The 24,786-nt window shown below is 71.5% G+C and carries 24 protein-coding genes; 3 read left to right on the top strand and 21 right to left on the bottom strand.

Going from position 1 to position 24,786, the window contains the following annotated elements; genetic code table 11:
• Positions 1–34 precede the first annotated feature (34 nt).
• The 3 genes from QSJ60_RS02160 to QSJ60_RS02150 form a co-directional block, all read right to left on the bottom strand.
• The gene (locus tag QSJ60_RS02160; protein WP_285462338.1) at positions 35–877 is read right to left on the bottom strand and encodes a class II glutamine amidotransferase; all 843 of its coding nucleotides are present in this window, start codon (positions 875–877) and stop codon (positions 35–37) included.
• Between the two features lie 64 nt (positions 878–941).
• Positions 942–2,192 carry a serine hydrolase domain-containing protein gene (locus QSJ60_RS02155; protein ID WP_285462337.1) on the bottom strand — a complete coding sequence of 417 codons (1,251 nt, stop codon included), beginning with the start codon at positions 2,190–2,192 and terminating at the stop codon, positions 942–944.
• 180 nt (positions 2,193–2,372) lie between these two features.
• A complete protein-coding gene (locus QSJ60_RS02150) occupies positions 2,373–3,677 on the bottom strand; it encodes an ATP-dependent DNA helicase (RefSeq protein ID WP_285462336.1) in 1,305 nt (434 codons plus the stop codon).
• Between the two features lie 157 nt (positions 3,678–3,834).
• On the opposite strand from QSJ60_RS02150, the gene QSJ60_RS02145 reads away from it, so the two are divergent.
• The gene (locus tag QSJ60_RS02145; protein WP_189084040.1) at positions 3,835–4,881 is read left to right on the top strand and encodes a hypothetical protein; all 1,047 of its coding nucleotides are present in this window, start codon (positions 3,835–3,837) and stop codon (positions 4,879–4,881) included.
• Positions 4,882–4,908: 27 nt separating this feature from the next.
• Here QSJ60_RS02145 and QSJ60_RS02140 read toward each other — a convergent pair whose 3' ends face one another.
• The 15 genes from QSJ60_RS02140 to QSJ60_RS02070 all read right to left on the bottom strand — a co-directional run bounded on the left by QSJ60_RS02140 (position 4,909) and on the right by QSJ60_RS02070 (position 19,457).
• Positions 4,909–6,936, bottom strand: a complete 2,028-nt coding sequence (locus QSJ60_RS02140) for a bifunctional copper resistance protein CopD/cytochrome c oxidase assembly protein (protein ID WP_285462335.1) — start codon at positions 6,934–6,936, stop codon at positions 4,909–4,911.
• Between the two features lie 127 nt (positions 6,937–7,063).
• Positions 7,064–7,351 (bottom strand): HU family DNA-binding protein, encoded by a 288-nt coding sequence (locus QSJ60_RS02135; protein WP_189084039.1) that lies wholly within the window; start codon positions 7,349–7,351, stop codon positions 7,064–7,066.
• A gap of 270 nt (positions 7,352–7,621) precedes the next feature.
• A complete protein-coding gene (rpsN, locus tag QSJ60_RS02130; RefSeq protein WP_189084038.1) occupies positions 7,622–7,927 on the bottom strand; it encodes a 30S ribosomal protein S14 in 306 nt (101 codons plus the stop codon).
• A gap of 3 nt (positions 7,928–7,930) precedes the next feature.
• Positions 7,931–8,098 carry a 50S ribosomal protein L33 gene (rpmG, locus tag QSJ60_RS02125; protein WP_021760158.1) on the bottom strand — a complete coding sequence of 56 codons (168 nt, stop codon included), beginning with the start codon at positions 8,096–8,098 and terminating at the stop codon, positions 7,931–7,933.
• On the bottom strand, positions 8,098–8,334 hold the full coding sequence (rpmB, locus tag QSJ60_RS02120; RefSeq protein WP_189084037.1) for a 50S ribosomal protein L28: 237 nt from the start codon (positions 8,332–8,334) through the stop codon (positions 8,098–8,100). Before rpmB ends, rpmG begins: the two co-directional genes overlap by 1 nt.
• A gap of 187 nt (positions 8,335–8,521) precedes the next feature.
• Entirely contained in the window at positions 8,522–10,003 is a 1,482-nt protein-coding gene (gene gadC / locus QSJ60_RS02115; protein WP_285462334.1) for a glutamate/gamma-aminobutyrate antiporter GadC, read from the bottom strand.
• A 10-nt stretch (positions 10,004–10,013) separates the two neighbouring features.
• Positions 10,014–11,387, bottom strand: coding sequence for a glutamate decarboxylase (gene gad, locus QSJ60_RS02110; protein ID WP_230765227.1), 1,374 nt, complete (start codon positions 11,385–11,387; stop codon positions 10,014–10,016).
• Between the two features lie 217 nt (positions 11,388–11,604).
• Positions 11,605–12,495, bottom strand: coding sequence for a glycine betaine ABC transporter substrate-binding protein (locus tag QSJ60_RS02105; protein ID WP_230765225.1), 891 nt, complete (start codon positions 12,493–12,495; stop codon positions 11,605–11,607).
• Positions 12,496–12,616: 121 nt separating this feature from the next.
• The gene (locus tag QSJ60_RS02100) at positions 12,617–13,573 is read right to left on the bottom strand and encodes an ABC transporter permease (protein ID WP_230765223.1); all 957 of its coding nucleotides are present in this window, start codon (positions 13,571–13,573) and stop codon (positions 12,617–12,619) included.
• Positions 13,570–15,060, bottom strand: a complete 1,491-nt coding sequence (locus QSJ60_RS02095) for a quaternary amine ABC transporter ATP-binding protein (RefSeq protein WP_285462333.1) — start codon at positions 15,058–15,060, stop codon at positions 13,570–13,572. The genes QSJ60_RS02100 and QSJ60_RS02095 overlap by 4 nt, the downstream gene beginning before the upstream one ends.
• A gap of 310 nt (positions 15,061–15,370) precedes the next feature.
• The gene (locus QSJ60_RS02090) at positions 15,371–15,769 is read right to left on the bottom strand and encodes a Fur family transcriptional regulator (protein WP_189084029.1); all 399 of its coding nucleotides are present in this window, start codon (positions 15,767–15,769) and stop codon (positions 15,371–15,373) included.
• Entirely contained in the window at positions 15,766–16,605 is an 840-nt protein-coding gene (locus tag QSJ60_RS02085; protein WP_285462332.1) for a metal ABC transporter permease, read from the bottom strand. The genes QSJ60_RS02090 and QSJ60_RS02085 overlap by 4 nt, the downstream gene beginning before the upstream one ends.
• Positions 16,605–17,537, bottom strand: coding sequence for a metal ABC transporter permease (locus QSJ60_RS02080; protein WP_285462331.1), 933 nt, complete (start codon positions 17,535–17,537; stop codon positions 16,605–16,607). The genes QSJ60_RS02085 and QSJ60_RS02080 overlap by 1 nt, the downstream gene beginning before the upstream one ends.
• A gap of 70 nt (positions 17,538–17,607) precedes the next feature.
• Positions 17,608–18,369: a metal ABC transporter ATP-binding protein gene (locus tag QSJ60_RS02075; protein WP_230765215.1), complete on the bottom strand. Its 762-nt coding sequence runs from the start codon at positions 18,367–18,369 to the stop codon at positions 17,608–17,610.
• Between the two features lie 5 nt (positions 18,370–18,374).
• Complete coding sequence (locus tag QSJ60_RS02070; protein WP_285462330.1) at positions 18,375–19,457, bottom strand: metal ABC transporter substrate-binding protein; 1,083 nt, start codon at positions 19,455–19,457, stop codon at positions 18,375–18,377.
• 171 nt (positions 19,458–19,628) lie between these two features.
• On the opposite strand from QSJ60_RS02070, the gene QSJ60_RS02065 reads away from it, so the two are divergent.
• Together QSJ60_RS02065 and QSJ60_RS02060 are read left to right on the top strand one after the other, a co-directional pair.
• Positions 19,629–20,117 carry a GNAT family N-acetyltransferase gene (locus QSJ60_RS02065; RefSeq protein ID WP_189084024.1) on the top strand — a complete coding sequence of 163 codons (489 nt, stop codon included), beginning with the start codon at positions 19,629–19,631 and terminating at the stop codon, positions 20,115–20,117.
• A 26-nt stretch (positions 20,118–20,143) separates the two neighbouring features.
• On the top strand, positions 20,144–21,001 hold the full coding sequence (locus QSJ60_RS02060; protein ID WP_285462329.1) for a hypothetical protein: 858 nt from the start codon (positions 20,144–20,146) through the stop codon (positions 20,999–21,001).
• A gap of 21 nt (positions 21,002–21,022) precedes the next feature.
• On the opposite strand, the gene QSJ60_RS02055 is transcribed toward QSJ60_RS02060, so the two are convergent.
• The 3 genes from QSJ60_RS02055 to QSJ60_RS02045 all read right to left on the bottom strand — a co-directional run bounded on the left by QSJ60_RS02055 (position 21,023) and on the right by QSJ60_RS02045 (position 24,778).
• Positions 21,023–22,435 carry a dihydrolipoamide acetyltransferase family protein gene (locus QSJ60_RS02055; RefSeq protein WP_230765207.1) on the bottom strand — a complete coding sequence of 471 codons (1,413 nt, stop codon included), beginning with the start codon at positions 22,433–22,435 and terminating at the stop codon, positions 21,023–21,025.
• A gap of 91 nt (positions 22,436–22,526) precedes the next feature.
• Entirely contained in the window at positions 22,527–23,486 is a 960-nt protein-coding gene (locus tag QSJ60_RS02050; protein ID WP_230765377.1) for an alpha-ketoacid dehydrogenase subunit beta, read from the bottom strand.
• A gap of 158 nt (positions 23,487–23,644) precedes the next feature.
• Entirely contained in the window at positions 23,645–24,778 is a 1,134-nt protein-coding gene (locus tag QSJ60_RS02045) for a thiamine pyrophosphate-dependent dehydrogenase E1 component subunit alpha (protein WP_230765206.1), read from the bottom strand.
• Between the last annotated feature and the right edge of the window lie 8 nt (positions 24,779–24,786).

The raw sequence follows: 24,786 nt of genomic DNA, 5'->3' as shown, positions 1-24,786 counted from the left end.
TTCATGAAAGTCGGGCAACTCGGTAGATGGGTGGTCAGGCGGGGGTGAGGAACGGCTGGTGCTCGTAGGCGCCGTCCGGGGTCACCACGACCGCGGTCGACTCCGGCACCTCGATGAACGCGCCGGGCAGGTCGTTCAGCGGCTCGCTGACGATCAGCCGCGCGCGGGTGCCGAAGACGCGCAACCGCTCGAAGTCGGGATACATCGCGCGGAGCACGTCGATGTCCTCGGAGTGGAAGAGCGTGCGGCTGCGATGCGCGCTCGAGTAGCGGAACGCCCAGACCGTCGCGCCGTCCGTCACCGCGAAGGTGCCCTGCACGGCGGCCGTCACGCCGTGGGCGCGACCCGCCTCCTCGATGCGCCGCAGCGTGCGGGCCATCGCTTCGATGGGCTCGTCCATGAGCCCGTGGGTGAGCGCGAGGTGGAACACGAGCTCCGAGTCGGTGGTGCCGCGGATGCCGAGGAAGAACTCCGGGGCGACCTCGAGCAGGAGCTCCCGCTTCATCGCGGCGAACCCCGCGATCGCCCCGTTGTGCATGAAGAGCCATCGGCCGTAGCGGAACGGATGGCAGTTCGTCTGCTGGATGGGCGGCCCGGCCGCGGCCCGCACATGGGCGAAGAACAGCTGGCTCTCGACGGCCTGCGCGAGCTCGCGCAGGTTCTCGTCGTGCCAGGCCGGCTCGATGCTGTGGAACACCGCCGGGGCGTCGCCCGGGTCGCGGGACGGCCCGTACCAGCCGAGGCCGAATCCGTCGCCGTTCACCGTCTCGGCGCCGAGCGGCGAGTTCAGCGATTGCGCGACGAGCGAGTGCTTCGTGTCGAGCACCACCCGTGAGATCTGCAGGGGGTCGCCGGAGTATGCGAGCCATCGGCACATCGGTCTCTTCTCCTCTCCGAGCGAGCGACGGATGCCGGCTCCGGCCTCGGGGGCGGGCCGACGCTCACTCCGCGGCCGCGACGGCCTCCTCGGCCGGGCACTTCGCCAGCTCCGACATCTTGGCGACCGCCTGATCGAGCGACCAGGGCAGTTCGACCATCGGGAGTTCGTGGTCGGGCGCGGCCTTCGACTTCGAGGCGATCGAGGCGAGCGCGAACGCCGCCTCGCGCACGAAGTCCGCGCCCGCGGTCGAGTTGTTCAGCGCCACGACCACGGTGAGGCCGGACTTGGGGTCGGTGAACGCCGCGGTGAGCGCCCCGGCGCCCTCGCCGGCGGTGCCGCGCATGGGGCCGTACTGGGCGCCGCCGACCCCGTAGCCCTGCCAAGCCGGGGCGTCGCCGCTCATCGGCACGAGGGTCCACTGCTCGCGGGCGAGCTGCTCGCCGAGCAGCGAGCCGGTGGCGAACGCCTCGCTGAGCGCCTGGGCGTCGGCGAGCGTCGTGACCGCACCGGCGGCCGCGCCGCCCATCGAGCTGGACTGCTTCGAATCGTCGAAGTGCGCGCTGCAGTCGGGGCCGCCGTCGCCCGGCTTCGCGAGGTACGCCCCGAGCATGCCGTGATGGTCGACATCGCTGGGAGCCGGGATGGCGGTGTCCTCCATGCCGAGCGGGTCGAACACGTAGTCCTCGGCGAGCGCGTCCCAATCCCGGCCGGTCGCGTTGCGCAGCGCGAGGGACAGCAGCATGACGCCGGCCTGGGACGGCGCCCAGCCCTCGCCCGGCGCGGAGGCGCGCCCGGCGGCGAGGCCGCCCGAGATGAGCTCGGTCTCGCTCCAGATGCGCTGCGGGTTCGCCGCGAAGTGGCTGCGGAGGCCCGGGTAGAAGTCGCCGAGCCCGGACGTCTGCTGGCAGAGCTGGCGGAGCGTGATGCCCTCGATGCCCGGCATGGAGTCGACGTACTCGGTGACGTGGTCGTCGAGCCCGACGACGCCGGCGTCGGCGAGCCGCAGCAGCACCGTGCAGGTGATCTCGGTGGTGCCCGTCGTCAGGCGGAACTTGGTCTGCGGCGTGACCTTCGCGGCGTGGTCCTCGAAACCGGTCGTACCGGTTACGCCCTCCCAGCTGCCGGACCACGGAGCCCAGACGCCGGCGATCCCGCCGCTCGAGCCGCTCTGCCGGACGGCTTCGTCGAGGACGCCCTGCAGCTGCTCGACGGTGGAGTCGGGCAGCGCGCGATCGAGCTCGTCGAAGCTGCGCGCCGGGTCGGGGCCGCCGCCGGTGCACGCGGTCAGCACCAGCGAGGCGGAGGCGATCACGGCGACGGCGACAGCGAAACGGCGACGCCGAGAGCGTCGCGCGCGCGAAGAATGCCGTTGCTCAGCCACCAGCCCCCCTAGCCTGTGTCCGCTGCGATTCTACCCCGGCATCCGCGCGGCGCCCGTCAGGGGGTCCCCCGAGACATCCCCGATCCCGCGGCGCGTAACCGCCTGGCGCGGTTACGCGCCGTCGAGCTGCGGCCGCATGGCCCCCGACATGAACCGCTCGACGTCGCGGTCCACGATGATGTCGCTCGGCCGCAGCGGGCGCGCCAGGTAGAGGCCCTCGAGCGACGTCAGCCGGCTCAGTGCCACGTACGTCTGCCCAGGGCTGAACACCCGCGACCCCAGGTCGACGATGGCCGTGTCGTAGCTCGCCCCCTGCGACTTGTGGATGGTGACGGCCCACGCCAGCCGCAGCGGGAACTGGGTGAACTCCGCCACGATCTCGCGCTCGAGCTTCTTCGCCGCCGGATCCCAGCGGTACCGGTACTTCTCCCACGTGACCGGCTCGACCTCGTGCTCCTCGCCGTCGATCTCGACGATCACCTCGCCGTCCAGCGAGACGACCGTGCCGATGGTGCCGTTCACCCAGCGCTGCCCGTCCGGTCCGATCGCGGTGTCGTTGCGCAGGAACATTACCTGCGCCCCGACCTTCAGCTCGAGCCGCTCGTCGGCGGGGAAGGTGCGGCCCCCGAAGTCGCCGTTGACCTCGGCCGGGTTCGCGAGCGGCTCGCCCGGCAGTCGCTTCAGCTGCGCCCGATTGATGCGGTTGACGGTGTCGTTCGTCGTCGCGAGCGTGATCGCGCCCTGCTCGGGCAGCGGGCGACGCGCCCCCGTCTCGTTCAGCACGCCCGCGATCTCCGCGGTGACCATGCCGTGCCGCACGGCGTTGAGCATGTACTTGAAGCGGTCGTCGCTCTGCCGGTGCACCTCGCCGAGCTCGAAGATGCGCAGCGAGGTCTCGCCCCACACCTTGGCGTCGAAGAACCACATCGAGCGGTAGGTGTCGGCGAAGTAGCGCCGCTCCTCGAGGTCGCCCGGCACCGGCGCGAGCTGGTACGGGTCGCCGAACAGCACCACCTGCACGCCGCCGAAGGGCTCGGCCTGGCGCTGCCGGGCCTGCCGCAGGGCGCGGTCCATGGCGTCCATGAGGTCGGCGTTCACCATCGACACCTCGTCGATGACGAGCGTGTCCATGGCGTTCAGGATCTTGCGCACCTGGTCGTTCTGGTCGATCGCGTGATCGGCGATGACCCCGATCGGCAGACGGAACAGCGAGTGGATGGTCTGGCCGCCCACGTTCAGCGCGGCGACGCCCGTCGGCGCGCAGATCACGATCTGCTTCTTCGTGTGCCAGTTGAGGTGGCTGAGCAGCGTCGACTTGCCCGTGCCGGCGCGGCCGGTGACGAACACGTGCTCGCGGGTGTGCTCGATCGCCTCGAACACCGCGGCCTGCTCGCGGGTGAGGGTGACTGACTGCACGGGAGTCTCGGCTCGTTGCTCTCTGCTGGGATGCGGATGCCGCGGACGGCGAGCCGCGGCGACGCGCCCGCCGGGCGCGCTCCCACCCTAACGCCGGGCGGCCTCCGGCTCGGGACATCCTCAGTCTGCGCCGGAGGGCCGCCCATAGACTGGCCGGGTGGGGAAGCGAGACGCAGCACGCGGGCGCATCTCGCCGCTCGCCGTCATCGGCTGGGTCGGCGCGGCGGCGCTGCTCGGCGGCGCCCTCCTCGCCGCCCTCGGCGGGCTGAACCAGAGCGTGTACGGCGCCTCCAACTTCGTGCAGCGCTACCTCTCGGCCATCGCCGACGACGACCTCGCGACGGCGGCCACCACTCCTGGCGTGGCGCTCAACGCCGACGCGCTCGCCGAGCTCGGACTGCCGACCGATGTGTCGACCGCGATGCTGCGCTCCGGCATCGTGGACTCCGGTCCGGCCGACGTCCGCATCGTCGAGGACGTGCAGCACGACGACGGCACGCACTCCGTCACGGCGAGCTACCGGATCGGCACCTCCATCGCCGAGACGACGTTCGAGGTGAAGCCGATCGAGCCGCTCTACGGCGTGCTCCACCGCTGGGCCTTCGCCGAGAGCCCGCTCGCGATCATCGACGTGACCGCGGCGCACTCGCCCCAGTTCACGGTCGGCGACCTCACCCTCGACACCCGGGCCACGAAGCCCGAGGACGAGCTGGCGAACTTCACGCAGACGACGCCGTACCTCGCGATCGCCCCCGCCGCCTACGAGTTCGAGTACGACTCGCAGCTGCTGCAGGCCCCGCACGTCACCGCCGTCGCGGAGCCCGGCAAGCGCGGCGCCGTCACGGTCGACGCCCAGCCGACGCAGGCGTTCGTCGACCGCGTGCAGGCGCAGCTCGACCTCTATCTGCAGGGCTGCGTCGAGCAGCAGGTCCTGAATCCGACCGACTGCCCGTTCGGCATCGACATCGACGACCGCATCCTGAGCGCGCCGGTGTGGTCGATGGTCGCGAGCCCGACCGTCACGCTCACCGCAGGCGAGTCCGCCTTCGAGATGCCGGCCACGGCGGGCACCGCCCACATCTCGGTCGAGGTGCAGTCGCTGTTCGACGGCGAGGTCTCCACGCTCGAGGAGGACCGCGGCTTCACCGTCGCGCTCGACGCACGCATCAAGCCCGACGGCTCGATCGCGGTGCAGCTGAAGTAGTCCGAACGCGCCCGCGCCCGCCCCGCTTCAGTCGCGTGGCGCCTTGTCGTGCTCCGCGATCGCGGCGAGCTGCGCGTTGTACGCCTCGAGTTCGGCGTCCCCCGTGCGGTCCGCGTGCCGGTCGCGGCGGCGGGACTCCTTCTCGTCGCTGCGCGCCCACTGGATCGCGACCGTCACCGCGAGCGCCAGGGTCGGGATCTCGCCGATCGACCAGGCGATGCCGCCGCCGAGCTGCTGATCTGCGAGCGCGTCCGTGCCCCAGCCCATCGCGCCGTACCAGTCGGCGAGCATGAGCCCCGTCGACATCATGATCGCGAGGCCGAAGAAGGCGTGGAACGCCATCGTGCCGAGCAGCAGCAGCAGCCGGAACGCGTACGGCAAGCGGTACGGCACCGGGTCGATGCCCACGAGCGACTGCACGAAGAGGTACCCCGTGATGAGGAAGTGCGTGATCATCCACTCGTGCCCGATGTGGTCGACCATCGACCAGCGGAACAGCGGCGAGTAGTAGAACACCCAGAGCGAGCCGACGAAGAGCGCCGCGGCGACGAAGGGGTTCGCGATGATCCCGGCGAACTTCGAGTGCACCGCGAGCAGCACCCACTCGCGGCCGCCGCGGGAGCCGTCCTTGCGCGCCTGCACCGCGCGCGCGATGAGCGTCACCGGCGCCCCGGGCACGAGCAGCACCGGCACGGCCATCGTGAGGCCCATGTGGCCGAGCATGTGCGCCGAGAAGAGGTACTCCTGGTAGGCGTTCACGCCGCCGCTCGTGAGGTACGCGAGCAGCAGCAGGCCCGACACCCAGAGCACGGCGCGGTAGATCGGCCACTTGTCGCCGCGGCGGCGCAGCCGGCGCACGCCCGCGAGGTAGAAGAAGATGCCGAAGCCGCAGGCGAGCAGCCAGATCAGGTCGGGCTTCCACTCGGTGACGAAGCGGTACCAGTCGGGCCAGGGCGGCAGCAGCTCGCCCGTGAGGATCTCGGCCGGCGTGCGGGCGAGGTCCCCGGCGACCTCCTCGGAGACCGGCGTCGCGGTGCGGGCGAGCGCCGCCGCGACGCCCGAGGCGAGGCCCATGAAGGCGAGCTCGGCGACCACGAACCACCAGAACTCCGCGAGGGGCTTGCGCGCCGAGGCATCCGCCTTCGCGCCGCCGGCGGATGCCTCGGCGGCGAGCTGCTTGCGCTGCATCCGCCCGATCAGCCAGGTGCGCTGCAGCGCGCCGAAGCAGCCGAGCGCGATGAGGGCGCCCACCTTCGCGATGACGAGGATGCCGTAGGGCGTGCCGAGTGCGTCCCAGCTGCCGATGCGCAGCGCCGCGCTGGCGTAGCCCGAGATCGCCACGACGATGAAGCAGATGAGTGCGACCGTCGAGTAGCGGGCGAGTACGACGACGAGCCGCTCCCCGCCGAGCCGGCGCTGCAGCAGCACGATCGTGATCAGCCCGCCCAGCCAGACCGCGGCGAACACGAGGTGCAGGCCGAGCGCGGTGATCGCCTGGTTGTGCCCGGAGGCGCCGGCGGCGTGCCCCTGCTGGGCGAGCGGCACGAGCGAGAACACCGCGAGCACGGCGACGAAGACGAGGGCGGTGTGGTTGCGCACGGCGAAGCAGAGCACGGTCACCGCGGCGGCGACGAGGGTGGTCGTCAGCCAGGCCTGGCCGAGCCCGATGCTCGTCACGAACTGCCCGAGCTGCATGCCGAAGCGCTCGCCCAGGTCGAAGGGCACGCCCGTCACGTCGAGGAAGGTGATGAGGCCGGCCGCGGCGCTCGCGACGGTCATCACCGCGGCGGAGGCGGCCGCCACGTCGAGGGCCGCGTTGAACTCCTCGCGCTCCGGGCTGAGCGCCCAGAGCGCCAGCACGAGCGAGCCGATCATGCCCGCGGCGCCGAGGTTCACGAGGAGCTTCGCGACCGGCAGGCTCCAGCGCACGATGGGACCGGGGTCCTGGATCAGGACCGGGTCGGCGCCCCCGCCGAAGGCGAGGCCCACGAGGACCGCGATGAGCGCAGCGGCGACGAGCACGGCAGGGCCGAGCACACGAACGGAACGGGGCACCGCACCAGCCTAGGCGCTGCACCTGGGGGCCTCCTCCGCCGCGGCCGCCGGCCGGTCCGCCACCGGCGTCGCGGAACGACGAAGGGCGACCGGCCGGAGCCGATCGCCCTTCGAGCGTCGCGAAGACTTACTTGGCGGCAGCCTTGAGCTTCGAGCCCGCGGTGACCTTGACCGAGTAGCCGGCCGGGATCTCGATGGTGGCGCCGGTCTGCGGGTTGCGGCCGGTGCGAGCGGCGCGGTGCGAGCGCTCGACGGCGAGCCAGCCCGGGATGGAGACCTTGGTGCCCGAGCCGACCGACTCGGCGAGGGCGTCGAAGAGACCGCCGAGCACGGAGTCGACGGTGGCCTGGCTCTGACCGGTCGAGGCAGCGATCTTCGCGACGAGCTCGGTCTTGTTCAGCGACTTGTCAGCCATTGAGTGTCCTCCTCGGACGTTCGCTGTCGGAACAGCACTTGTTGAAGAACTCGGGAACGATCGTCCAACCACCCCCGGGGCCGTTCAGGCCGCCTCGAATGTAACAGAATTCCCCGGAATCACGCGGATTTCCGGGTCATTCCAGCATTCTCGCACCGGCGTGTCGTGCGCCCATGGCGAACGCCGCCGTGCCCCGAGGGAGTCCGGACGCGAGAAGGGGCGCCCCGGAGAACCGGGACGCCCCTCGTCGTGAAGCGGGTGCGGGCTGGCTTACCAGCTCGACTTGGTGATGCCGGGCAGCTCGCCCTTGTGCGCCATGTCGCGGAAGCGGACACGCGAGATGCCGAACTTCGAGAGCACACCACGGGGGCGGCCGTCGATGGCGTCACGCGAGCGCAGGCGAACCGGCGAGGCGTTGCGGGGGAGCTTCTGCAGGCCGACGCGGGCGGCCTCGCGCGACTCGTCGGTGCCGTTCGGGTCGACGAGCGCCTTCTTCAGCTCGGCGCGCTTGGCGGCGTAGCGGTCCACGACCTCCTGGCGCTGCTTGTTGCGCGCGATCTTGCTCTTCTTCGCCATGTCTTAGCGCTCCTCTCGGAAGTCGACGTGCTTGCGCACCACGGGGTCGTACTTCTTGAGCACGAGACGGTCGGGGTTGTTGCGACGGTTCTTGCGGGTCACGTAGGTGTACCCGGTGCCGGCCGTCGAACGGAGCTTGATGATGGGACGGATGTCCTGCTGCTTCGCCATTAGAGCTTCACCCCACGAGCCTGGATGTCACGGACGACGGCGTCGATGCCACGGGCGTCGATCACCTTGATGCCCTTGGCGGACACGTTCAGCGTCACGCTGCGACGAAGCGAGGGCACGTAGTACGTCTTCTTCTGCACGTTCGGGTCGAAGCGGCGCTTCGTCCGACGGTGCGAGTGCGAGATGTTGTGACCGAAGCCGGGAACGGCGCCGGTCACCTGGCACACTGCTGCCATTGGTTTCCTCCAATACCGAGGGGCGGATCGCCCCTCCCAAGGTCTCTTGTCTGCAGGCGACGCCCACCGCTTGCGCGGAAGATACGAGGGATTCGCCTACGAACTGGGCAGTGGATGTACCCAGCCAACGAGCCAGCCTAGCAGATCCCCCGGTCCGGGCCGAATCGGGGGATCTGCGGCGGCGCGCTCAGCCGTCCTCTTCGTGCGTGCCGTGCTTCTGCTTGTCCGCGTCGCTGCGGCGGTCCCAGCTCGGCCGTCTGACGGCGTAGAAGATGAGCGGCGGCACGCCGAGCACGACGATGACGACGCCGACGATCCACGGGTACGCGGCGGGCGAGAACGCGCTGAACCCGTCGGGCGGGATGAACGCCAGCAGGAACGCCGCGAGGCAGGCGAGGAAGCCCACCCCGGCGACGAAGTCGAGCGCCGGCACCCGGTACGCCCGCTTCACGTTCGGCTGCGTGCGCCGCAGCACGATCGCGGAGGCGAACATCATCATGTACATGATCAGGTAGAGCGCCGCGGCCATGTCGATGAGCGCGACGAACGCCGAGCTCACGTCGGGCACGATGATGAAGATCGCCGCGAGCACGGTCACGATCGTGCCCTGCAGCATGAGGATGCCGGACTGCACGCCCTCCGCGTTGCGCTTCTGCAGCAGCGGCGGCAGCAGCCCCGTCTCGGCGGCGGCGAGCACGCCCTTCGACGGCCCGGCGACCCAGGTGATGACCGAGGCGAGCGCGCCCGCCGCGATCAGCGCCGACACGATCGCGGTGGCCCACTCCCCCATCCCCCAGTGCTGGAAGTACTCGCCGAAGGCGAGCATGATCCCGTTCGTGAGGCCGAGCTCCTTCTGCGGCACCGCGACCGAGATCGCGAGCGTCGGCAGGATGAACACGGCGAGGATCAGCACCGAGGCGAGCAGCACCGAGCGCGGGTAGCCGCGACCCGGGTCCTTCATCTGGTTCACGTGCACCGCGTTGACCTCCATGCCCGCGTAGGCGAGCACGTTCGACACGATCAGCACGATCGAGGCGAGGCCCGTGAACGGCGGGATGATGGCGGATGCCTCGAGCGGCACCTGGCTCTTCTCGCCGCTGAACACCCAGATCGCGCCGAACACGATCAGCAGGGCCGCGGGCAGCAGGGTGCCGAGGATGCCGCCCCAGGAGCCGAGCTTCGCGAAGAGGTTGCCGCCGCGCAGCGTGATGAACGTCGATCCCCAGTAGAGCACCAGGATCACCACCGCGGTGAAGAAGCCGGAGTTCGACAGCGAGGGGTCGAAGAACACGAAGGCGAGCGCCGCCGCGATGAACGACAGCTGCGTCGGGTACCAGACGACGTTCTGGATCCACTGCAGCCAGACCGCCGTGAAGCCCCAGCGGTTGCCGAGCGCCTCGCGCACCCAGATGTACACGCCGCCCTTCCAGCCGGTCGCGAGCTCGGCGGCGACGAGCGCGGTCGGGATCAGGAAGAAGATCGCCGGGATCAGGTACAGGGTGATGCTGCCGAGCCCGAACACCGCCATCGCCGGCAACGAGCGCAGGCTCGCGACGACGACGAGGGTGAGCAGAGCCAGCTGGCCGACGCCGAGGAAGGCGGTCGCCGGGTTGTGGGGCGCGAGCGGATGGTTGGAGGTGCGCGCGGCCTCGGTGCGGTGCTGAGCCATCTCGCACCCCCTAGTGGTGGAACCCGGGGTGCTGGCCCTCGACCGGCATCGGCGACTCGAGGGCGTCGAGGTACGCGGTCTCGGTCTGGATCGCCTCGAGCAGCTCCTCGGCGAGGTCCATGCTGAGCCCGTTGCGCACGACGATGCGCTGCACGGTGAGGTCGGCGAGGTCGTCCGGCATGGGGTAGGCGGGGACGAGCCATCCCTTCATCCTGAGCCGGTCCTGCAGGTGGTACAGGTTCCAGTTCTTCGTGTGCCCGGCCTTCAGCCGCCACGCGAAGACGGGGATGTCGCTGCCGTCGTTCCACAGCTCGAAGGCGCCGATCTTCGCGATGCCCGCCGAGAGGTACTTCGCGACATCCTGCGAGGCCTGCTGCACCGCGGTGTAGCCGTCGATGCCGAGCCGCAGGAACGCGTAGTACTGCAGCAGCACCTGCGCGCCCGGCCGCGAGAAGTTGAGCGCGAACGTCGGCATCTCGCCGCCGAGGTAGCTCACCTTGAACACGAGGTCGTCCGGCAGCCACTGCGCCTCGCGCCAGACCACCCAGCCGAGGCCCGGGTAGACGAGCCCGTACTTGTGCCCGGAGGTGCTGATCGAGTGCACCCGCTCCAGGCGGAAGTCCCACACCGTGTCCGGCTGCAGGAACGGCGCGATCATCGCACCCGAGGCGCCGTCGACGTGGATCGGGATGTCGAGGCCCGTCTTCGCCTGGATCGCGTCGAGCGCCTTCGCGATCTCGTCGACGGGCTCGTACATGCCGGTGTACGTGACACCCATGATCGCCACCACGCCGATGGTGTTCTCGTCGACGTACTGCTCGAGGCCGTGCCCGTCGAGCGTCTTGTGCTCCTCGGAGATCGGCACGAAGCGCGGCTCGACGTCGAAGTAGTTGCAGAACTTCTCCCAGCACACCTGCACGGCGCTCGACATGACGAGGTTCGGCGAGCTCGCGTCCTTGCCCGCCGCGCGGCGGGCCTGCTGCCAACGGCGCTTGAACGCCAGACCGCCGAGCATGCAGGCCTCCGAGGAGCCGATCGTGGACGTGCCGATCGCCGTCGCCGCATCCGGCGCGTTCCAGAGGTTCGCGAGCATCCGCCAGCAGTTGTCCTCGATCGCCGCGGTCTGCGGGTACTCGTCCTTGTCGATCATGTTCTTGTCGAACGAGTCCTCGTACAGCTTCCTGGCCTCGTCGTCCATCCACGTACCCACGAACGTCGCGAGGTTCAGCCGCGAGTTGCCGTCGAGCATGATCTCGTCGTGAACGATCTGGTACGCCGTATCGGGCAAGGACTCGGCCTGCGGGATGCGATGCCGCGCGGCGACCGTCGCCTCCCCCGGCCTCGCGAAGTTCGGCGTCTCATCGGAGTCGAGTCGATCGGACATGTGGCCCCCCTGCATCGAGAACTCCGGCACCGGAGTTCGGTGCCGGCGCGGATGCCGCGGGCGGCGACGGATGGGTCCCCCCGAACCTGCATCCGAGTCGGATGCTACGGAAGATCGGCGGCGGCGTCCAGCGTCCGCCGGAAGACGACGGATGCCGCGGGCCGGTGCAGCCCGCGGCATCCGCGTCGGCGACGCACCCTCGGTGCGCCGCGGGAGGTTACTTCGTCAGACCGTCGACCCACTCCCGGTTGTCGGCGATCCAGTCGGCGACGACCTGCTCGTAGTCGTCACCGGTGTGCTCGTTGAACATGGCGTTCTCGAGCGAGTAGAGCAGCTCGCTGTCCATCGTGAAGTTGGACAGCCACTCGGCGACCTCGGGGTGGTCGTCGGCGAAGCTGCCGCTGCCGAACGCGTGGATGCCCTCGGCGGTGCCGAGCGTACCCTCGGGGTCCTTCAGATCCTTCAGCGGGAAGGCGTCGTAGGCCCAGTGCGGGCGCCAGAGGGTGACGACGATGTTCTCGCCGGCGTCGGTCGCCGCGGTCAGCTCGGAGAGCATCGCGGGCGTCGAGGACGTCACGAACTCCATGCCGTCGAGGCCGTACGTCGGGATCGTCTCGTTCTGCACGGCCTCGGTGAGGCCGGCGCCCGGCTCGATGCCGACGATGCGGTTGTCGAACTCGTCGGCGTGCTTCGCGAGGTCGGCGAGCGAGTCGATCGGGGCGTCCTCGTTGACCGCGACGGTGAGCGAGGCCTCCTCGTTCCAGGCGCCGAGGTCGGTGATGTCGGCGCCGAACTGCTCGAGGTAGCTCGCGTGCGTCTGCGGCAGCCAGACGTCGAGGGTGAGGTCGTAGTCGCCGGTGGAGAGGCCGGAGAAGACCGGCGCGACGTCGGCGTACTCGAGCGTGACGTCGTAGCCCTGCTCGGTCAGCACCGCCTTCCAGAGCTCGGAGGCGGCGATGCCCTCGTCCCAGCCGTTGAACACGGCGATCGTAAGCTGCTTGTCGGAGGCGGCGTCGCCGCTGCCCCCGCCGTCGCCCGCGCAGCCGGCCAGGGCGATCGTCGCGGCCGCGCCGATGGCGAGGGCCGAGGTGAGGTGTCGCTTCTTCATGGTGCTTCCTTTCCTCCCGCGTGCTGTGTCGCGGGTGTTGGGGATGTTCCGCGCGGGGGCGCCGCGCGGGATCGACGGGCGCCGGCGGTTGGGCGCCGGCGTCCGCGAGTCGGGGCGCCGCTCAGGCGGTCGCGGCGGGCACGCGCGGCGGCTGCGGCTCCGAGTCGGGCTCGGCGGCGGTCTGCGGCGTCGCCGCCTGGGCCTTCGCCGTCGCCTTGGCCGTGCCCGGCTTGGCCTTGCCCGCCTTGCCGCGGAAGCCGCCGCCGAACGCGCCGGTGATCCGGTCGAGGATGACGGCGAGGATGACGACGGAGAGCCCGGCCTCGAATCCGAGGCCGACGTCGAGCCGGGTGAGGCTCGCGACGACCTGCCCGCCGAGGCCGCCCGCGCCGACCATGCCGGCGATGACGACCATCGACAGCGAGAGCATGATCACCTGGTTCACGCCGGCCATGATCGACGGCATCGCGAGCGGCAGCTGGATCTGCCGCAGGATGCGGCCCGGCGAGGAGCCGAAGGCCTGCCCCGCCTCGACCACCTCGCGGTCGACGCCGCGGATGCCGAGCTCGGTGAGCCGCACGCCGGGGGCCATCGCGAACACGATCGTCGCGACGATGCCGGGCACGACGCCGACGCGGAACAGCACGAGCGCGGGGATGAGGTAGACCATCGCCGGCATCGTCTGCATGAAGTCGAGGATCGGCCGGATGATGCGGGACGCGACGTCGTTCCGGGCCGCCAGGATGCCGAGCGGCACCGCGACCGCGATCGCGATGGCGCTCGCGACGAGCACGAGGGCGAGCGAGTCCATGGCGTTGTCCCACTGGTCGACGCCGAGGATGACCAGGAGGCCGAGGGCCGTGCCGACCCCGAGCTTCCAGCCGCGCGCCCACCAGGCGAGCGCCGCGATCGCGACGATCACGGCCCAGAACGGGGGCGCTGAGAAGAGCCAGTCCACCGCGTCGTAGGCGCCGAGGAAGATCGTGCGCAGCGCGGCGAAGAAGCCTCCGGCGACGTCGGTGATGGTGCGGAAGATCGCTTCGATCCACTCGCCGAGGGGCAGGCGGAAGCCGTTCATCGGGCACCCCCCTCCGTCGCGGCGGCGACCGGCCGGGCGAGCTCCGGCGCGGCATCCGCGGTGGGCTCCGCTTCGCTCGCCCGCGGCTCGACGTCCTCGTGCGCCGCACCCGCGGTCTCGCGGAGCGTCGCGGTCACGACGTCGACCGGGACGGTCGCGGGCGGCTCGACGATCTCGAGCTCGCCGGTCACGGCTGGGACGTTGCCGAGCGCGGCGAGCAGGGTGACGCGCGGGACGGCGCCGAGCAGGCGCCCGGCGTCGTCGACCACGGCGAGCGGCAGCGGGCTCTCGACCGAGGTCTCGAGGAGTTCGCTGAGGTGCTCGTCGGGGTGCACGACCGGGTGGTCGTCGCGGATCGCGCTCTCGAGCGAGCGGTCGCCGCGCTGCACGAGGCGGAGCGCGTCGCGGTCGCGGATGACGCCGCGCAGCCGGCGTCCGCCGGTGACGACGAAGGCCATCGAGGTCTGCAGATCGCGCATGGTGCGCAGCGCGCCGCGCGGGCCGGCCGAGGCGGAGACGACCGCGCGCGGCGGCTCCATCACGTTCGCGGCGGTGAGCACGCGGGCCCGGTCGACGTCTTGCACGAACTGGGCGACGTAGTCGTCGGCGGGATCGGTGAGGATCTCCTCGGCCGTGCCGAGCTGCACGATGCGGCCGTCCCGCATGACCGCGATGCGGTCGCCGAGGAACATCGCCTCGTTGAGATCGTGCGTGATGAAGACGATCGTCTTGCCGAGCTCCTGTTGCAGCTCGATGAGCTGCTCCTGCATCTCGCGGCGGATGAGCGGGTCGAGGGCGCTGAACGCCTCGTCCATCAGCAGGATGTCGGTGTCCGCGGCGAGGGCGCGGGCGAGCCCGACGCGCTGCTGCATGCCGCCGGAGAGCTCGGAGGGGAGCTTGTCGCCCCAGCCGCCCAGGCCGACGCGCTCGAGGATCCGTTCGGCGCGCTCCCGGCGCTCCGCCGGCGCGACGCCCTGGATCTCGAGCCCGTAGGCGGCGTTGTCGCGCACGTTCCGGTGCGGCAGCAGGGCGAAGTGCTGGAACACCATCGACACGTGCCGGCGGCGCACCTCGCGGAGGCGCTTCGGCGCGATGCCGGTGATCCGCTCCCCCATCACCGAGACGGTGCCGGCGGTCGCGGGAAGCAGGCCGTTCAGCATCCGGATGAGCGTCGACTTGCCGGAGCCGGAGAGGCCCATGACGACGAAGATCTCGCCCTGCGCGACCCGGAAGTCGGCGTCGATGACGGCGGCGGTGCCGAGTCCGGCGAGCTCCTCGCGGCTCGCGCCGCGGCGCAAGCGCTCGAGGGCCTCGCCGGGGCGGCGGCCGAAGAACTTGGTGAGGCCGGCGACCTCGATGGCGGGCGTCTCGGCGGCGACGGGGCGGAGCGCGAGCGGGTCCGGGTGCGGTTCGAGCCCGGGAGTCCGGAGCTCGGTGGTCGGGTCGGGTCGGGTGCTGGAGTCGGGCTGCTGCGGGCGCACGGGCATAGACGGGGTGCTCCTGGCGCGCCGGCGGAGGGTGCTGTGTGCTGACGCGCACGAGTCACGGCCGGGTCAGGGCGATCCGGGATCCGGGAGCGGAGCGCGATACGCGGTCCAGCGATCCGGGGATCCAGCGCGACCGGCCATCGGGACCGGGCACCACGCCCCCACCATACGTCCCCTGGCACGGCGGTGCCGCGGGGCCGCGGACTGGGTTCAAACGGTCACGAAGACCTCGTCCACGCTATCCACCTTCGGGAGCAGAACTCAAACCGAACGGTTGGAAATATGCCCTGATCTGGGCTTCTCCGCCCGCTCAGCCGGCGGCGGCGAGCTTGGTGCAGTTCGCGCAGAGGCCGAAGACGTCGACCACGTGGGCGGCCTGGGTGAAGCCGTGCTCGGCGGCGACGCCCTTGGCCCAGGCCTCGACCTCGTCGGCCGCGATCTCGACCGTGAGTCCGCAGTTGCGGCAGATCAGGTGGTGGTGATGCCCCGTCGTCGAGCACGCGCGGTAGAGCGCCTCGCCCTCCGGGGACTGCAGTGAGTCGGCCTCGCCGCTCGAGGCGAGGTCGCCGAGCGCCCGGTAGACCGTCGCCAATCCGATCGGCGAACCGTTGGCGTGCAGCGCCGAGTGCAGGGCCTGTGCGCTGATGAAGCCCTCGGTGTCGTCGAGGGCCTCGCGAACGGCCTCGCGCTGCCAGGTGTTGCGTTTCATGCGATGCGTGCGTCCTCTGCCGTCTCGACCGGGATCTGCTCCCTCCACGGTAGCCGTCGAAGCTTGGAAACACCCAAGGCGACGGCGAAGAACGCCGTCGCGGCGAGCGCGATCGACGGCCCCGCTGCGATCGCGAAGGCGCGCGAGACGAGCACGCCGATGATCCCGGACGCCGCGCCGATGACGGGGGCGACGAGCAGCACCCCCCGATAGCTCGGCACGACCAACCGCGCGGCGGCGGCCGGTGCGGCGATGAGCGCGATCGCGAGGATGGCCCCGACCGCGGGCAGCGAGGAGACCACGGAGGCGGCGATGAGCGCGAGCACCAGGAGCTCGACGGGCCACTCGCGGAAGCCGGCCGCCCGGAATCCCGACGGATCGAAGGTCGAGAAGAAGATCCGCGTGCCGAAGGCCGCCACGAGGACGACGGCGGCGACCGCGACGACCGCGGCCAGCAGGATGTCGCCGTCGGTGACGGTGAGGATCGAGCCCACCAGGAACGACTCGGCGTGCACCGGCATGCCGGGCAGGCTCGCCTGCAGCAGGGCGCCCGCGGCGAAGCCGGCGGTCAGCACGACACCGGCGGCGACCTGCGCGCCCTGCCGGCGCACCCGGGCGATGCCCGCCATGATCGCGACGATCGCGACCGAGGCGACCGCCGCGCCGAGGGGCACGCTGACGCCGAGCGCCGCCGCCGCGACCGCGCCCGGATAGGTGGCGTGCGTGAGGGCCTGCGCGAAGAAGGTGCGCCGGCGCAGCACGACGAGGGCGCCGACGAAGCCCGCGCCGGCACCGATCACGACGGCCGCGAGGAGCGCGCGCTCGAAGTAGCCCATCAGGCCGCCTCCCCCGCCGTCGCGGCTCCCGCCGCCGTCGTCGTCGTCACCGGCCCGGCCGAGTGCTCGGGGCGCGCACGCCGTGCGAGGCGCCCGACGAGCAAGGCGATCGCGAGCACGAGCCCGTAGCCCAGCACGAAGACCGCCACGATCGTCGAACCGGCCGGCAGATCGACGCCCGCGCCGAGCGAGATCGCGTAGTTCGCCGCGAGGCCGAGCCACGCCGCGACCGCCGCGAACGCCGCGGCGATCGGGAACAGCCACCAGAGGCGCACGGTGACGAGCCGCGCGAGCGCCCCGGGCACGATGAGCAGCGCGAGCACGAGGAGCGATCCGATCGTGGCCGAGGCCGCGACCACGACGAGCGCGACGGCGGCGTTGAGCACGAGGTCGAGGCCGAGCGCCGAGTCGCCCATCGCGCGGCTGCCGGCGGGGTCGAAGGCGCGCAGCAGCTGCTGCTTCATCGTCACCCCGATCGCGAGCAGGGCGAGCAGCGAGACGCCGACGAGCGGTACGAGCTGCTCGGGGGGCACGGTCAGCACCCGCCCGAAGAGCAGGGCCTCGAGCTCGCCCGCGTAGTCGTCGCTGCGTGAGACCACGATCACGCCGATGCTGAAGGTCGCGGTGAGCACGATCGCGATCGCCGCGTCGGAGGTGACGCCGGCCCGGTCGAGCCAGGTGAGTACGAGCGCGGCGGCCAGCGCCGCGACGGCGGCACCGGGGATGAGTCCGGCCGTGCCGCCGAGGGCGAGGCCGATCGCGAGCCCGGGGAACACCGCGTGCGTGAGCCCGTCGGTGATGAACTCGAGCCCGCGGAGGTTCACGAGCACGCCGATCACGCCCGCGACCACGGCGAGCACGAGCATCACGAAGAGCGCCCGACCCATGAACGGCATCGCGAACGCACCGAAGAGCGCGTCGCCGAGGCTCATGCGCGCCACTCCCCCGCCGGCGACGCCGGTCCCGCCGCGCGGCCCGTGCCGAGATATGCGGTTCGCGGCATCAATGCCCCTCGTGCCCAGGAACGACGAGGGTGTGCTCGTCGACTTCGACCTCGACGCCCTCGAAGCACTCCTGCACGTTGGCGAGAGTGAGCACCTCGTCGATCGGGCCGAAGGCGAGCTGCTCGCCGTTCACGAAGAGCACGGCGTCGCAGACCTGGCGCGCGAGTTCGAGGTCGTGGGTGGAGACGAGCACCGAGACCCGCTCGGCCTTCAGCCGCCGGAGCGTCTCGATCAGGGCGTCCCGGTTCGGCTGGTCGAGGCCGTTGAACGGTTCGTCGAGCAGGAGCAGCACCGGCTCCGAGGCGAGCGCCCTGGCGAGCAGGCCGCGCTGGCGCTGGCCGCCGGAGAGCTCGCCGTAGCGCCGCTTCGCGAGCGGTGCGAGCCCCACGGACTCGAGCGCCCGTCGCACCGCTGCGCGATCGGCGCGACCCGGCCAGCGGAACAGCCCGAGCTTGCGGTACCGCCCCTGCATCACGACCTGCTCGAGCGTGATGGGGAACTCCGGATCGAGCTCGGCGGTCTGCGGCAGGAATCCGATCATGCCGTTCGCGGCATGTTCACTGCCGGCGATGCGCACCCGGCCCGCCGTCTTCGGCACCAAGCCGAGCAGCCCCTTGAGCAGGGTCGACTTGCCGGCGCCGTTGGGACCGACGAGCGCGACCGCCTCCCCCGGGGCGATCGCGAAGTCGAGGCCCGAGACGCCGGAGCCGCCCGGGTGCGTGAACGCGGCCCCCAGCAGCTCCAGGACGGGATCGGTCATGCTCGTCATTTTTGCAGTACGGCGGGGAGCTCGGTCGGCACGACGCCCCACGACTCCAGGATCAGCCGCACGTTGTGCTCCTGGCTGCCGAGGTAGGTGGCGCCGTCCGTGCCCTCGGCGCCGAGCGCGTCGCCGTACAGCGCGTCCTCGCCGGAGTACACGGCGACCCCGGCCTCCGTCGCGATCGTCTCCGCGGCCTTGGGCGAGATCGAGCCCTCCGAGAACACGGCCTTGACGCCGGTCTCGCGGATCTTCTTCACGAGCTCGTCGATCTCGGCGGCCGAGGGCTCGGCGTTGTCGTCGAAGCTCGGGATGACGCTGCCGACGAAGGTGAGGTCGTAGGCCTCGACGAAGTAGGTGAAGGCATCGTGGTTGGTGACGAGCAGCCGCTGGGCGACGGGCACCTGCGAGACGTTCTGCTCGATCCACTCGTCGAGCGCGGCGAGCTTCGCGGTGTAGGCCGACTCGTTCGCGTCGATCGTCGCGGCGTCGAGCCCGGGCACCTCGGCGAGACCGTCCGCGATGTTCTCGACCATCTGCTCGGCGAGCTCGGGATCGGTCCAGATATGCGGGTTGCCGCCGCTGTGGTCGTGGCCGTCGTGCGAGTCGTCCGCCCCGTGCTCGTCGGCCGTCTCGTCGCCGTGCTCGGCGTGCTCGTCGGCCGTCTCGTCGCCGTGATCGTGATCGTGATCGTGCGTGCCGAAGAGCTCGATGCCCGTGCTCGCGTCGATGAGCTTGCCGTCGAAGCCGGAAGCGGCGACCGCGTCGTCGACCCAGCCCTCGAGGCCGGCGCCGTTCACGACGAGCGCGTCGGCGCTCGCGATCGCGGCGAGCTGCGCCGCCGAAGGGTCGAAGCCGTGGGCGCTCTGCCCTGGGCCGAGGAGCTGGGTGACCTTCGCCTCGCCGCCCACGAGCTCACGGGTGAAGTCGCCCACCTGCGTGGTCGTCGCGACGATCGAGACGCCGTCGCCGCCATCGGCGGCCGCGCCCCCGCCCGCGCAGCCGGCGAGCACGAGGGCCCCGGTGGTGCCGATCGCGAGCGAGGCGATGGCGAGGGCGGGTCGGCGGATGCGGCGTCGTGCGGTCATGACCTCGACGGTACGCTTATTGATAATGATTGTCAAAACCATCATGGCGCCGACCGGATCCGGGGCGCCGCGGCCCGCAGCGGGGTCATCCGCCGTCTCGCGACGTCACCGCGTGACACCGGACGCACATCCGAAACCTGCGCGTCATCGGAACGTGGGAGAGTGAAGCACGTGGATACGACGACCGAGCCCATCACGTTGCATCCGTTCACCGTCGCCGAAGCCGAGCGCCTGCTCGCCGGCGAGATCGATGCGACGGCCGGGTGGGAGGGCGGCTACGCCTTCACCGAGGAGCCCGAGCTGCTGCGCGAGTTCGTGCGCACCGTCCGCGAGGACGGCGACCCGGCGCCCTTCGGCCCGTACCTCGTGCACCGCGGCGCCGAGGGCGCGGCGATCGGGGGAGTGAACCTCTTCGGCCCGCCCGACGAGCACGGCGCGGTCGAGTTCGCGTTCGGCCTGGTGCCCGCCGTGCGCGGGCAGGGGCTCTCGGTCCCCACCGTCGTCGCGGCCCTCGAGCTGGCCCGCTCGGCCGGCGCCACGCTCGTGCGCGCGCACGCGGAGGTCGAGAACCTGCCGGCCCGCCGGGCGCTCGAGCACGCCGGCATGCAGCGCAGCGCAGAGGTGGACGGCCAGCTCGTCTACGAGCGCCGCTTCGCCTGACCGCCGCCGAACGGCATGATGGGGTGATGCGCATTCGACCGGTCGCCGCCGCCGTCGGCCTGTCGACCGTCGTCCTGCTCGCCGGATGCCTCGGCCAGGCGCCCGAGCTGCAGAGCCTGGCCTCCCGCCTCGACGGCCTCCCCGGCGTGGTCTCGGCACGGGCCGACCTCGCCGGCGGCGTCGTCACCCCGGCGGAGCACCGGCTCTGGGTCGTCGTCGACCCCGCACTGAGCGAGGACGACGCCCGCCGCATCGCCCAGCTGAGCTGCGAGGGCGACGTGGAGGTGGCCATGATCTCGATCGCGACGAAGGAGGACTCGCTCGCGCCGGGCACCGTGCTGGACGTGTTCTCGCCCGAGTCCGGCACCACCTGCCTGTCGGAGCCCGGGCTCGTCCGCTTCGCCGAGGCGAGCGCCGCGATGCAACGGCTCGGCGAGGGGTTCGAGGGTCGCTTCAGCGTCTCGCTCCAGGGTCCGGAGGCGGGCGGCGACGACCCGCTCCTGGTCACGCTCACCTCGACCGACCGCGCCCGCCTGGACGAGGCCCTTCGCGACGTCCGCACCGAGCTGCCCGGCGTCCCGCTCGACTTCCGCGGCTCCTGGGACGAGGACGGCGACCCGAATCTGCCCGATCACGTGCACCTCGCCGCGCTGCTCTCCGCCGACACGGAGCTCGCCCCGTTCCTGCCGCTCGTCGAACGGGCGCGGGAGCTCGGCACCGGTACCGTCGCGATCAAGGACGGCGCCGTCACCGTCGAGCTGCGCGACGACACTCCCACGACCGCGTCGGCCGAGCTGATCGCGCTCGCGGAGCAGGCCGGGATCGCGCTCACGCTGGAGCCGCCGCTCCCGCCCACTGCGCGACCGGTCGCCCCATGGGAGTGATCGCCACCACGGCCGCGCTGCTCATTCGAGGAGCAGCGCCGGCTCCTCGATGATCGCGGCCACGTCCGCGAGGAAGCGGCTGGCGACGTCGCCGTCGACGACGCGGTGGTCGAAGGATCCGCCGATCGTCGTCACGTAGCGCGGCCGCACCTCACCGTCGACGACCCAGGGCTTCTGCTTGATGGTGCCGAGCGCGACGATCGCGACCTCTCCCGGGTTCAGGATCGGCGTGCCCGTGTCCATGCCGAAGACGCCGATGTTCGTGATCGTGATCGTGCCGTGCTGCATCTCGGCCGGCTGCGTCTTGCCCTCGCGCGCAGTGAGCGTCAGCTGCTCGAGCGCGGCCGCGAGCTCGACCATCGACATGTTCTGCGCGTCCTTGACGTTCGGCACGATGAGCCCCCGGGGGGTCGCCGCGGCGATGCCGAGGTTCACGAAGTGCTTGACGATGATCTCCTCATCGGTCCACTGCGCGTTGACCGTCGGGTTGCGGCGCACGGCCCAGATCATCGCCTTCGCCATGATCAGGAGCGGCGACACCTTCACGCCCGCGAAGTCGGGGGAGGCCTTGAGCCGCTTCACGAACTCCATGGTGCGCGTCGCGTCGACGTCGGCGAAGACGGAGACGTGCGGCGCCGTGAAGGCGCTCTGCACCATCGCCGAGGCGATCGCCTTACGCACGCCCTTCACCGGGATGCGGGTCTCGCGCCCCTCCGGGAGTTCCGGGGTCTGGATGTTGCGGAAGACGCTCGCCTGCGTCGCCTCACGGATGACGTCGTCGCGCGTGATGTCGCCGATCGGGCCGGTCGGGGTGACCCGGGAGAGGTCGACGCCGAGGTCCTTCGCGAGCTTGCGGATCGGCGGCTTCGCGATGACGGGGATCTGCGACTCGACCGAGGGTCGCGGAGCGGATGCCGCGACCGGCGCGGCCTCGACCGCCGGCGCCGTCGGGGGAGCGGGCGGCACGTGGGCGTCGCCGAGGTGGGCGTGCGCGCCGTCGGCGACGGGGTGGCGGCGGCGACGGCTGAGCGCGGGGCCGGATGCCCCGTGGCCGACGAGCACGGCCCCGCCCTCGTCGCCCGCGATGGAGGCGGCCGTGTCGGCGACGAGCTCGGCCGCGTCCGCCGCGGGAGCCGGGGCGGCGGCTGCACCGGCCGGGGCCACGGGCGCGCCTGCATTCATGCCGTTCGAGGCATCCGTCTGGATGACCAGGATCGGGGTGCCCACGTCGACGGTCGAGCCCTCCTCGACGAGGAGCTCGGCGACGACGCCCTCGTAGGCGCTCGGCAGCTCCACGAGCGACTTCGCCGTCTCGATCTCGACGAACACCTGGTCGAGCGCGATGCGGTCGCCGGGGGAGACCTTCCACTGCACGATCTCAGCCTCGGTGAGGCCCTCGCCGACGTCGGGAAGGGGGAACCGGATCTCGCTCATGGGCGGGTGCGCCTCTCGTTCGAAGGGTCGTGCGGTGTTGCGCGATGCCTGGTCCAGCCTGCTCGATGCCGCATGCTGGACCCGGCATGCATCAGAAGGCCAGGGCCCGGTCGACGGCCTCGAGCACCCGGTCGGGGCTCGGCAGGTACTCGGTCTCGAGGGCGGCGGGCGGGAAGGGGGTGTCGAAGCCGGAGACGCGGAGCACCGGGGCCTCGAGCGAGTAGAACGCCCGCTCAGCGACGGTGGCGGCGATCTCGGAACCGACGGAGACGTTGCCGTACGCCTCCTGCGCGACGACCAGGCGGCCGGTGCGGTGCACGGACTCGAGCAGCGGTCCGTAGTCGATGGGGGAGAGGCTGCGCAGGTCGACGACCTCGAGGCTCGTGCCCTCACCGGCGGCGATGTCGGCGGCCTGCAGGAGCGTGGCCACCATGGCCCCGTGGCCGACGACGGTGACGTCGGTGCCCTGCCGGACGATGCGGCTCTCGTGCAGCGGGATGCCGGCGTGGTCGAGGTCGACCGGGCCCTTCGGCCAGTAGCGGCTCTTCGGCTCGAAGTAGAGCACGGGGTCGTTCGAGGCGATGGCCTCCTGGATCATCCAGTACGCGTCGTGCGGGTTCGAGGGGCTCACGACCCGGAGGCCCGGGGTGTGCGCGAAGTACGCCTCGGGGCTCTCCTGGTGGTGCTCGATCGAGCCGATGTGGCCGCCGTAGGGCACGCGGATCACGATGGGCATCGGCATGCCGCCGCCGTGCCGCAAATTGATGCGGGAGAGCTGCGTCGTGATCTGGTCGAAGGCGGGGAAGATGAAGCCGTCGAACTGGATCTCGACGACCGGGCGGTAGCCGCGCATCGCGAGGCCGATCGCCGTGCCCACGATGCCGGACTCGGCGAGCGGGGTGTCGAGCACGCGGCGGTCGCCGAACTCGGCCTGCAAGCCCTCGGTGACGCGGAACACGCCGCCGAGCGGGCCGATGTCCTCGCCCATCAGCAGCACCTTCTCGTCGGCGCGCAGCGCCTCGCGGAGCCCCGCCGTGATGGCCTTCGCCATCGACAGCGTCTGCACGCCGCGCACGGCGGGCTCGGCATCCTGCTGCGCGGGCCGGGCGGATGCCTCGGCCGTCGAGTGGTTCGTCACGGAGACCTCCTGGTGCTGCGCCTCGGCCGTGTCGGGCTCGTCGAGGCGTCGGATGGCGTCGCCGGCGAGGCTCATGCGTCGCTCCCGTCGAGCGAGCGCTCGAAGCGGTCGAGCCAGGCGTACTGCTCGGCCATGAGCGGGTGCGGCTCGTGGTAGACGTGCTCGAAGATCGTCTCGCGCGTGGGGGAGGGCAGCTCGAGGGCGCGGCGGCGCACGTCGGCGGCGAAGTCCTGCGCCTGGGCGTCGACCTCGTCGAAGAACGCCGCGCTCGCGCCGCGGCCCTCGAGCCAGGCGCGGTAGCGCGTGATCGGGTCGCGGGTCGTCCAGAGGTCGACCTCGTCCTGCGTGCGGTACTTCGTGGGGTCGTCGGCCGTGGTGTGCGCGCCCATGCGGTACGTGACGGCCTCGATGAAGCTCGGCCCCTCGCCGGCGCGCGCCTCCTCGAGGGACTGCCGCGTGACCGCGTAGCTCGCGAGCACGTCGTTGCCGTCGATCTGCACGCTCGGCATGCCGAAGCCGGTGCCGCGGAGGGCGAGCGGGCTCGGCGACTGACGCGAGACGGGCACCGAGATCGCCCACTGGTTGTTCTGCACGAAGAACACCTCTGGCGTGCGGTAGCTGGCCGCGAACACGAGCGCCTCGCTGGCGTCGCCCTGCGAGGTGGAGCCGTCGCCGTAGTAGACGAGCACGGCGGCGTCGGTCTCGGGGTCGCCGGTGCCGCTCGCGCCGTCGAACTGGATGCCCATCGCGTAGCCGGTCGCGTGCAGCGTCTGCGAGGCGAGCACGAGCGTGTAGAGGTGGAAGTTGCCGTTCTGCGCGGGGTCCCAGCCGCCGAGCGTCGCTCCGCGGAGCAGCGAGAGGATCGCGACGGGGTCGAGCCCGCGGATGATGCCGACGATGTGCTCGCGGTAGGAGGGGAAGAGGTGGTCCTGCGGGCGGCTCGCGCGCGCCGAGCCCACCTGCGCGGCCTCCTGGCCGTGGCTCGGAACCCAGAGCGCGAGTTGGCCCTGCCGCTGCAGGTTCGCGCCGGCGACGTCGAGGCGGCGCGAGGTCACCATGTCGCGGTAGAACTGCTCGAGCGTCGCGTCGTCGAGCGCCTCGACGAGGTGCAGGTACGGCTCGGCCTCGGCGCTCGGTCGCAGCTGGCCCTCGGGGGTCAGCAGCTGGACCGTCGGTACGGTGAAGTCTCGTTCGCGGGCTACCACTGTTCCAC

Origin of the sequence: Agromyces sp. NBRC 114283 (assembly GCF_030268405.1) — a bacterium.
GTDB lineage: Bacteria > Actinomycetota > Actinomycetes > Actinomycetales > Microbacteriaceae > Agromyces > Agromyces mediolanus.
This window is presented reverse-complemented; position numbering and strand designations above follow the sequence as displayed.

Excerpts from the sequence above, each read along its gene's own strand:
- QSJ60_RS02095 (WP_285462333.1), bottom strand. The coding sequence starts at position 15,060 with ATGCCCGTGCGCCCGCAGCAGCCCGACTCCAGCACCCGACCCGACCCG.
- rpsN (WP_189084038.1), bottom strand. The coding sequence starts at position 7,927 with ATGGCGAAGAAGAGCAAGATCGCGCGCAACAAGCAGCGCCAGGAGGTC.
- QSJ60_RS02050 (WP_230765377.1), bottom strand. The coding sequence starts at position 23,486 with ATGGCGAAGGCCATCACGGCGGGGCTCCGCGAGGCGCTGCGCGCCGAC.
- QSJ60_RS02085 (WP_285462332.1), bottom strand. The coding sequence starts at position 16,605 with ATGGGCTACTTCGAGCGCGCGCTCCTCGCGGCCGTCGTGATCGGTGCC.
- QSJ60_RS02080 (WP_285462331.1), bottom strand. The coding sequence starts at position 17,537 with ATGAGCCTCGGCGACGCGCTCTTCGGTGCGTTCGCGATGCCGTTCATG.
- QSJ60_RS02075 (WP_230765215.1), bottom strand. The coding sequence starts at position 18,369 with ATGACCGATCCCGTCCTGGAGCTGCTGGGGGCCGCGTTCACGCACCCG.
- QSJ60_RS02160 (WP_285462338.1), bottom strand. The coding sequence starts at position 877 with ATGTGCCGATGGCTCGCATACTCCGGCGACCCCCTGCAGATCTCACGG.
- QSJ60_RS02090 (WP_189084029.1), bottom strand. The coding sequence starts at position 15,769 with ATGAAACGCAACACCTGGCAGCGCGAGGCCGTTCGCGAGGCCCTCGAC.
- gadC (WP_285462334.1), bottom strand. The coding sequence starts at position 10,003 with ATGGCTCAGCACCGCACCGAGGCCGCGCGCACCTCCAACCATCCGCTC.
- QSJ60_RS02105 (WP_230765225.1), bottom strand. The coding sequence starts at position 12,495 with ATGAAGAAGCGACACCTCACCTCGGCCCTCGCCATCGGCGCGGCCGCG.
- QSJ60_RS02100 (WP_230765223.1), bottom strand. The coding sequence starts at position 13,573 with ATGAACGGCTTCCGCCTGCCCCTCGGCGAGTGGATCGAAGCGATCTTC.
- rpmG (WP_021760158.1), bottom strand. The coding sequence starts at position 8,098 with ATGGCGAAGCAGCAGGACATCCGTCCCATCATCAAGCTCCGTTCGACG.
- QSJ60_RS02135 (WP_189084039.1), bottom strand. The coding sequence starts at position 7,351 with ATGGCTGACAAGTCGCTGAACAAGACCGAGCTCGTCGCGAAGATCGCT.
- gad (WP_230765227.1), bottom strand. The coding sequence starts at position 11,387 with ATGTCCGATCGACTCGACTCCGATGAGACGCCGAACTTCGCGAGGCCG.
- rpmB (WP_189084037.1), bottom strand. The coding sequence starts at position 8,334 with ATGGCAGCAGTGTGCCAGGTGACCGGCGCCGTTCCCGGCTTCGGTCAC.
- QSJ60_RS02055 (WP_230765207.1), bottom strand. The coding sequence starts at position 22,435 with ATGAGCGAGATCCGGTTCCCCCTTCCCGACGTCGGCGAGGGCCTCACC.
- QSJ60_RS02070 (WP_285462330.1), bottom strand. The coding sequence starts at position 19,457 with ATGACCGCACGACGCCGCATCCGCCGACCCGCCCTCGCCATCGCCTCG.
- QSJ60_RS02060 (WP_285462329.1), top strand. The coding sequence starts at position 20,144 with ATGCGCATTCGACCGGTCGCCGCCGCCGTCGGCCTGTCGACCGTCGTC.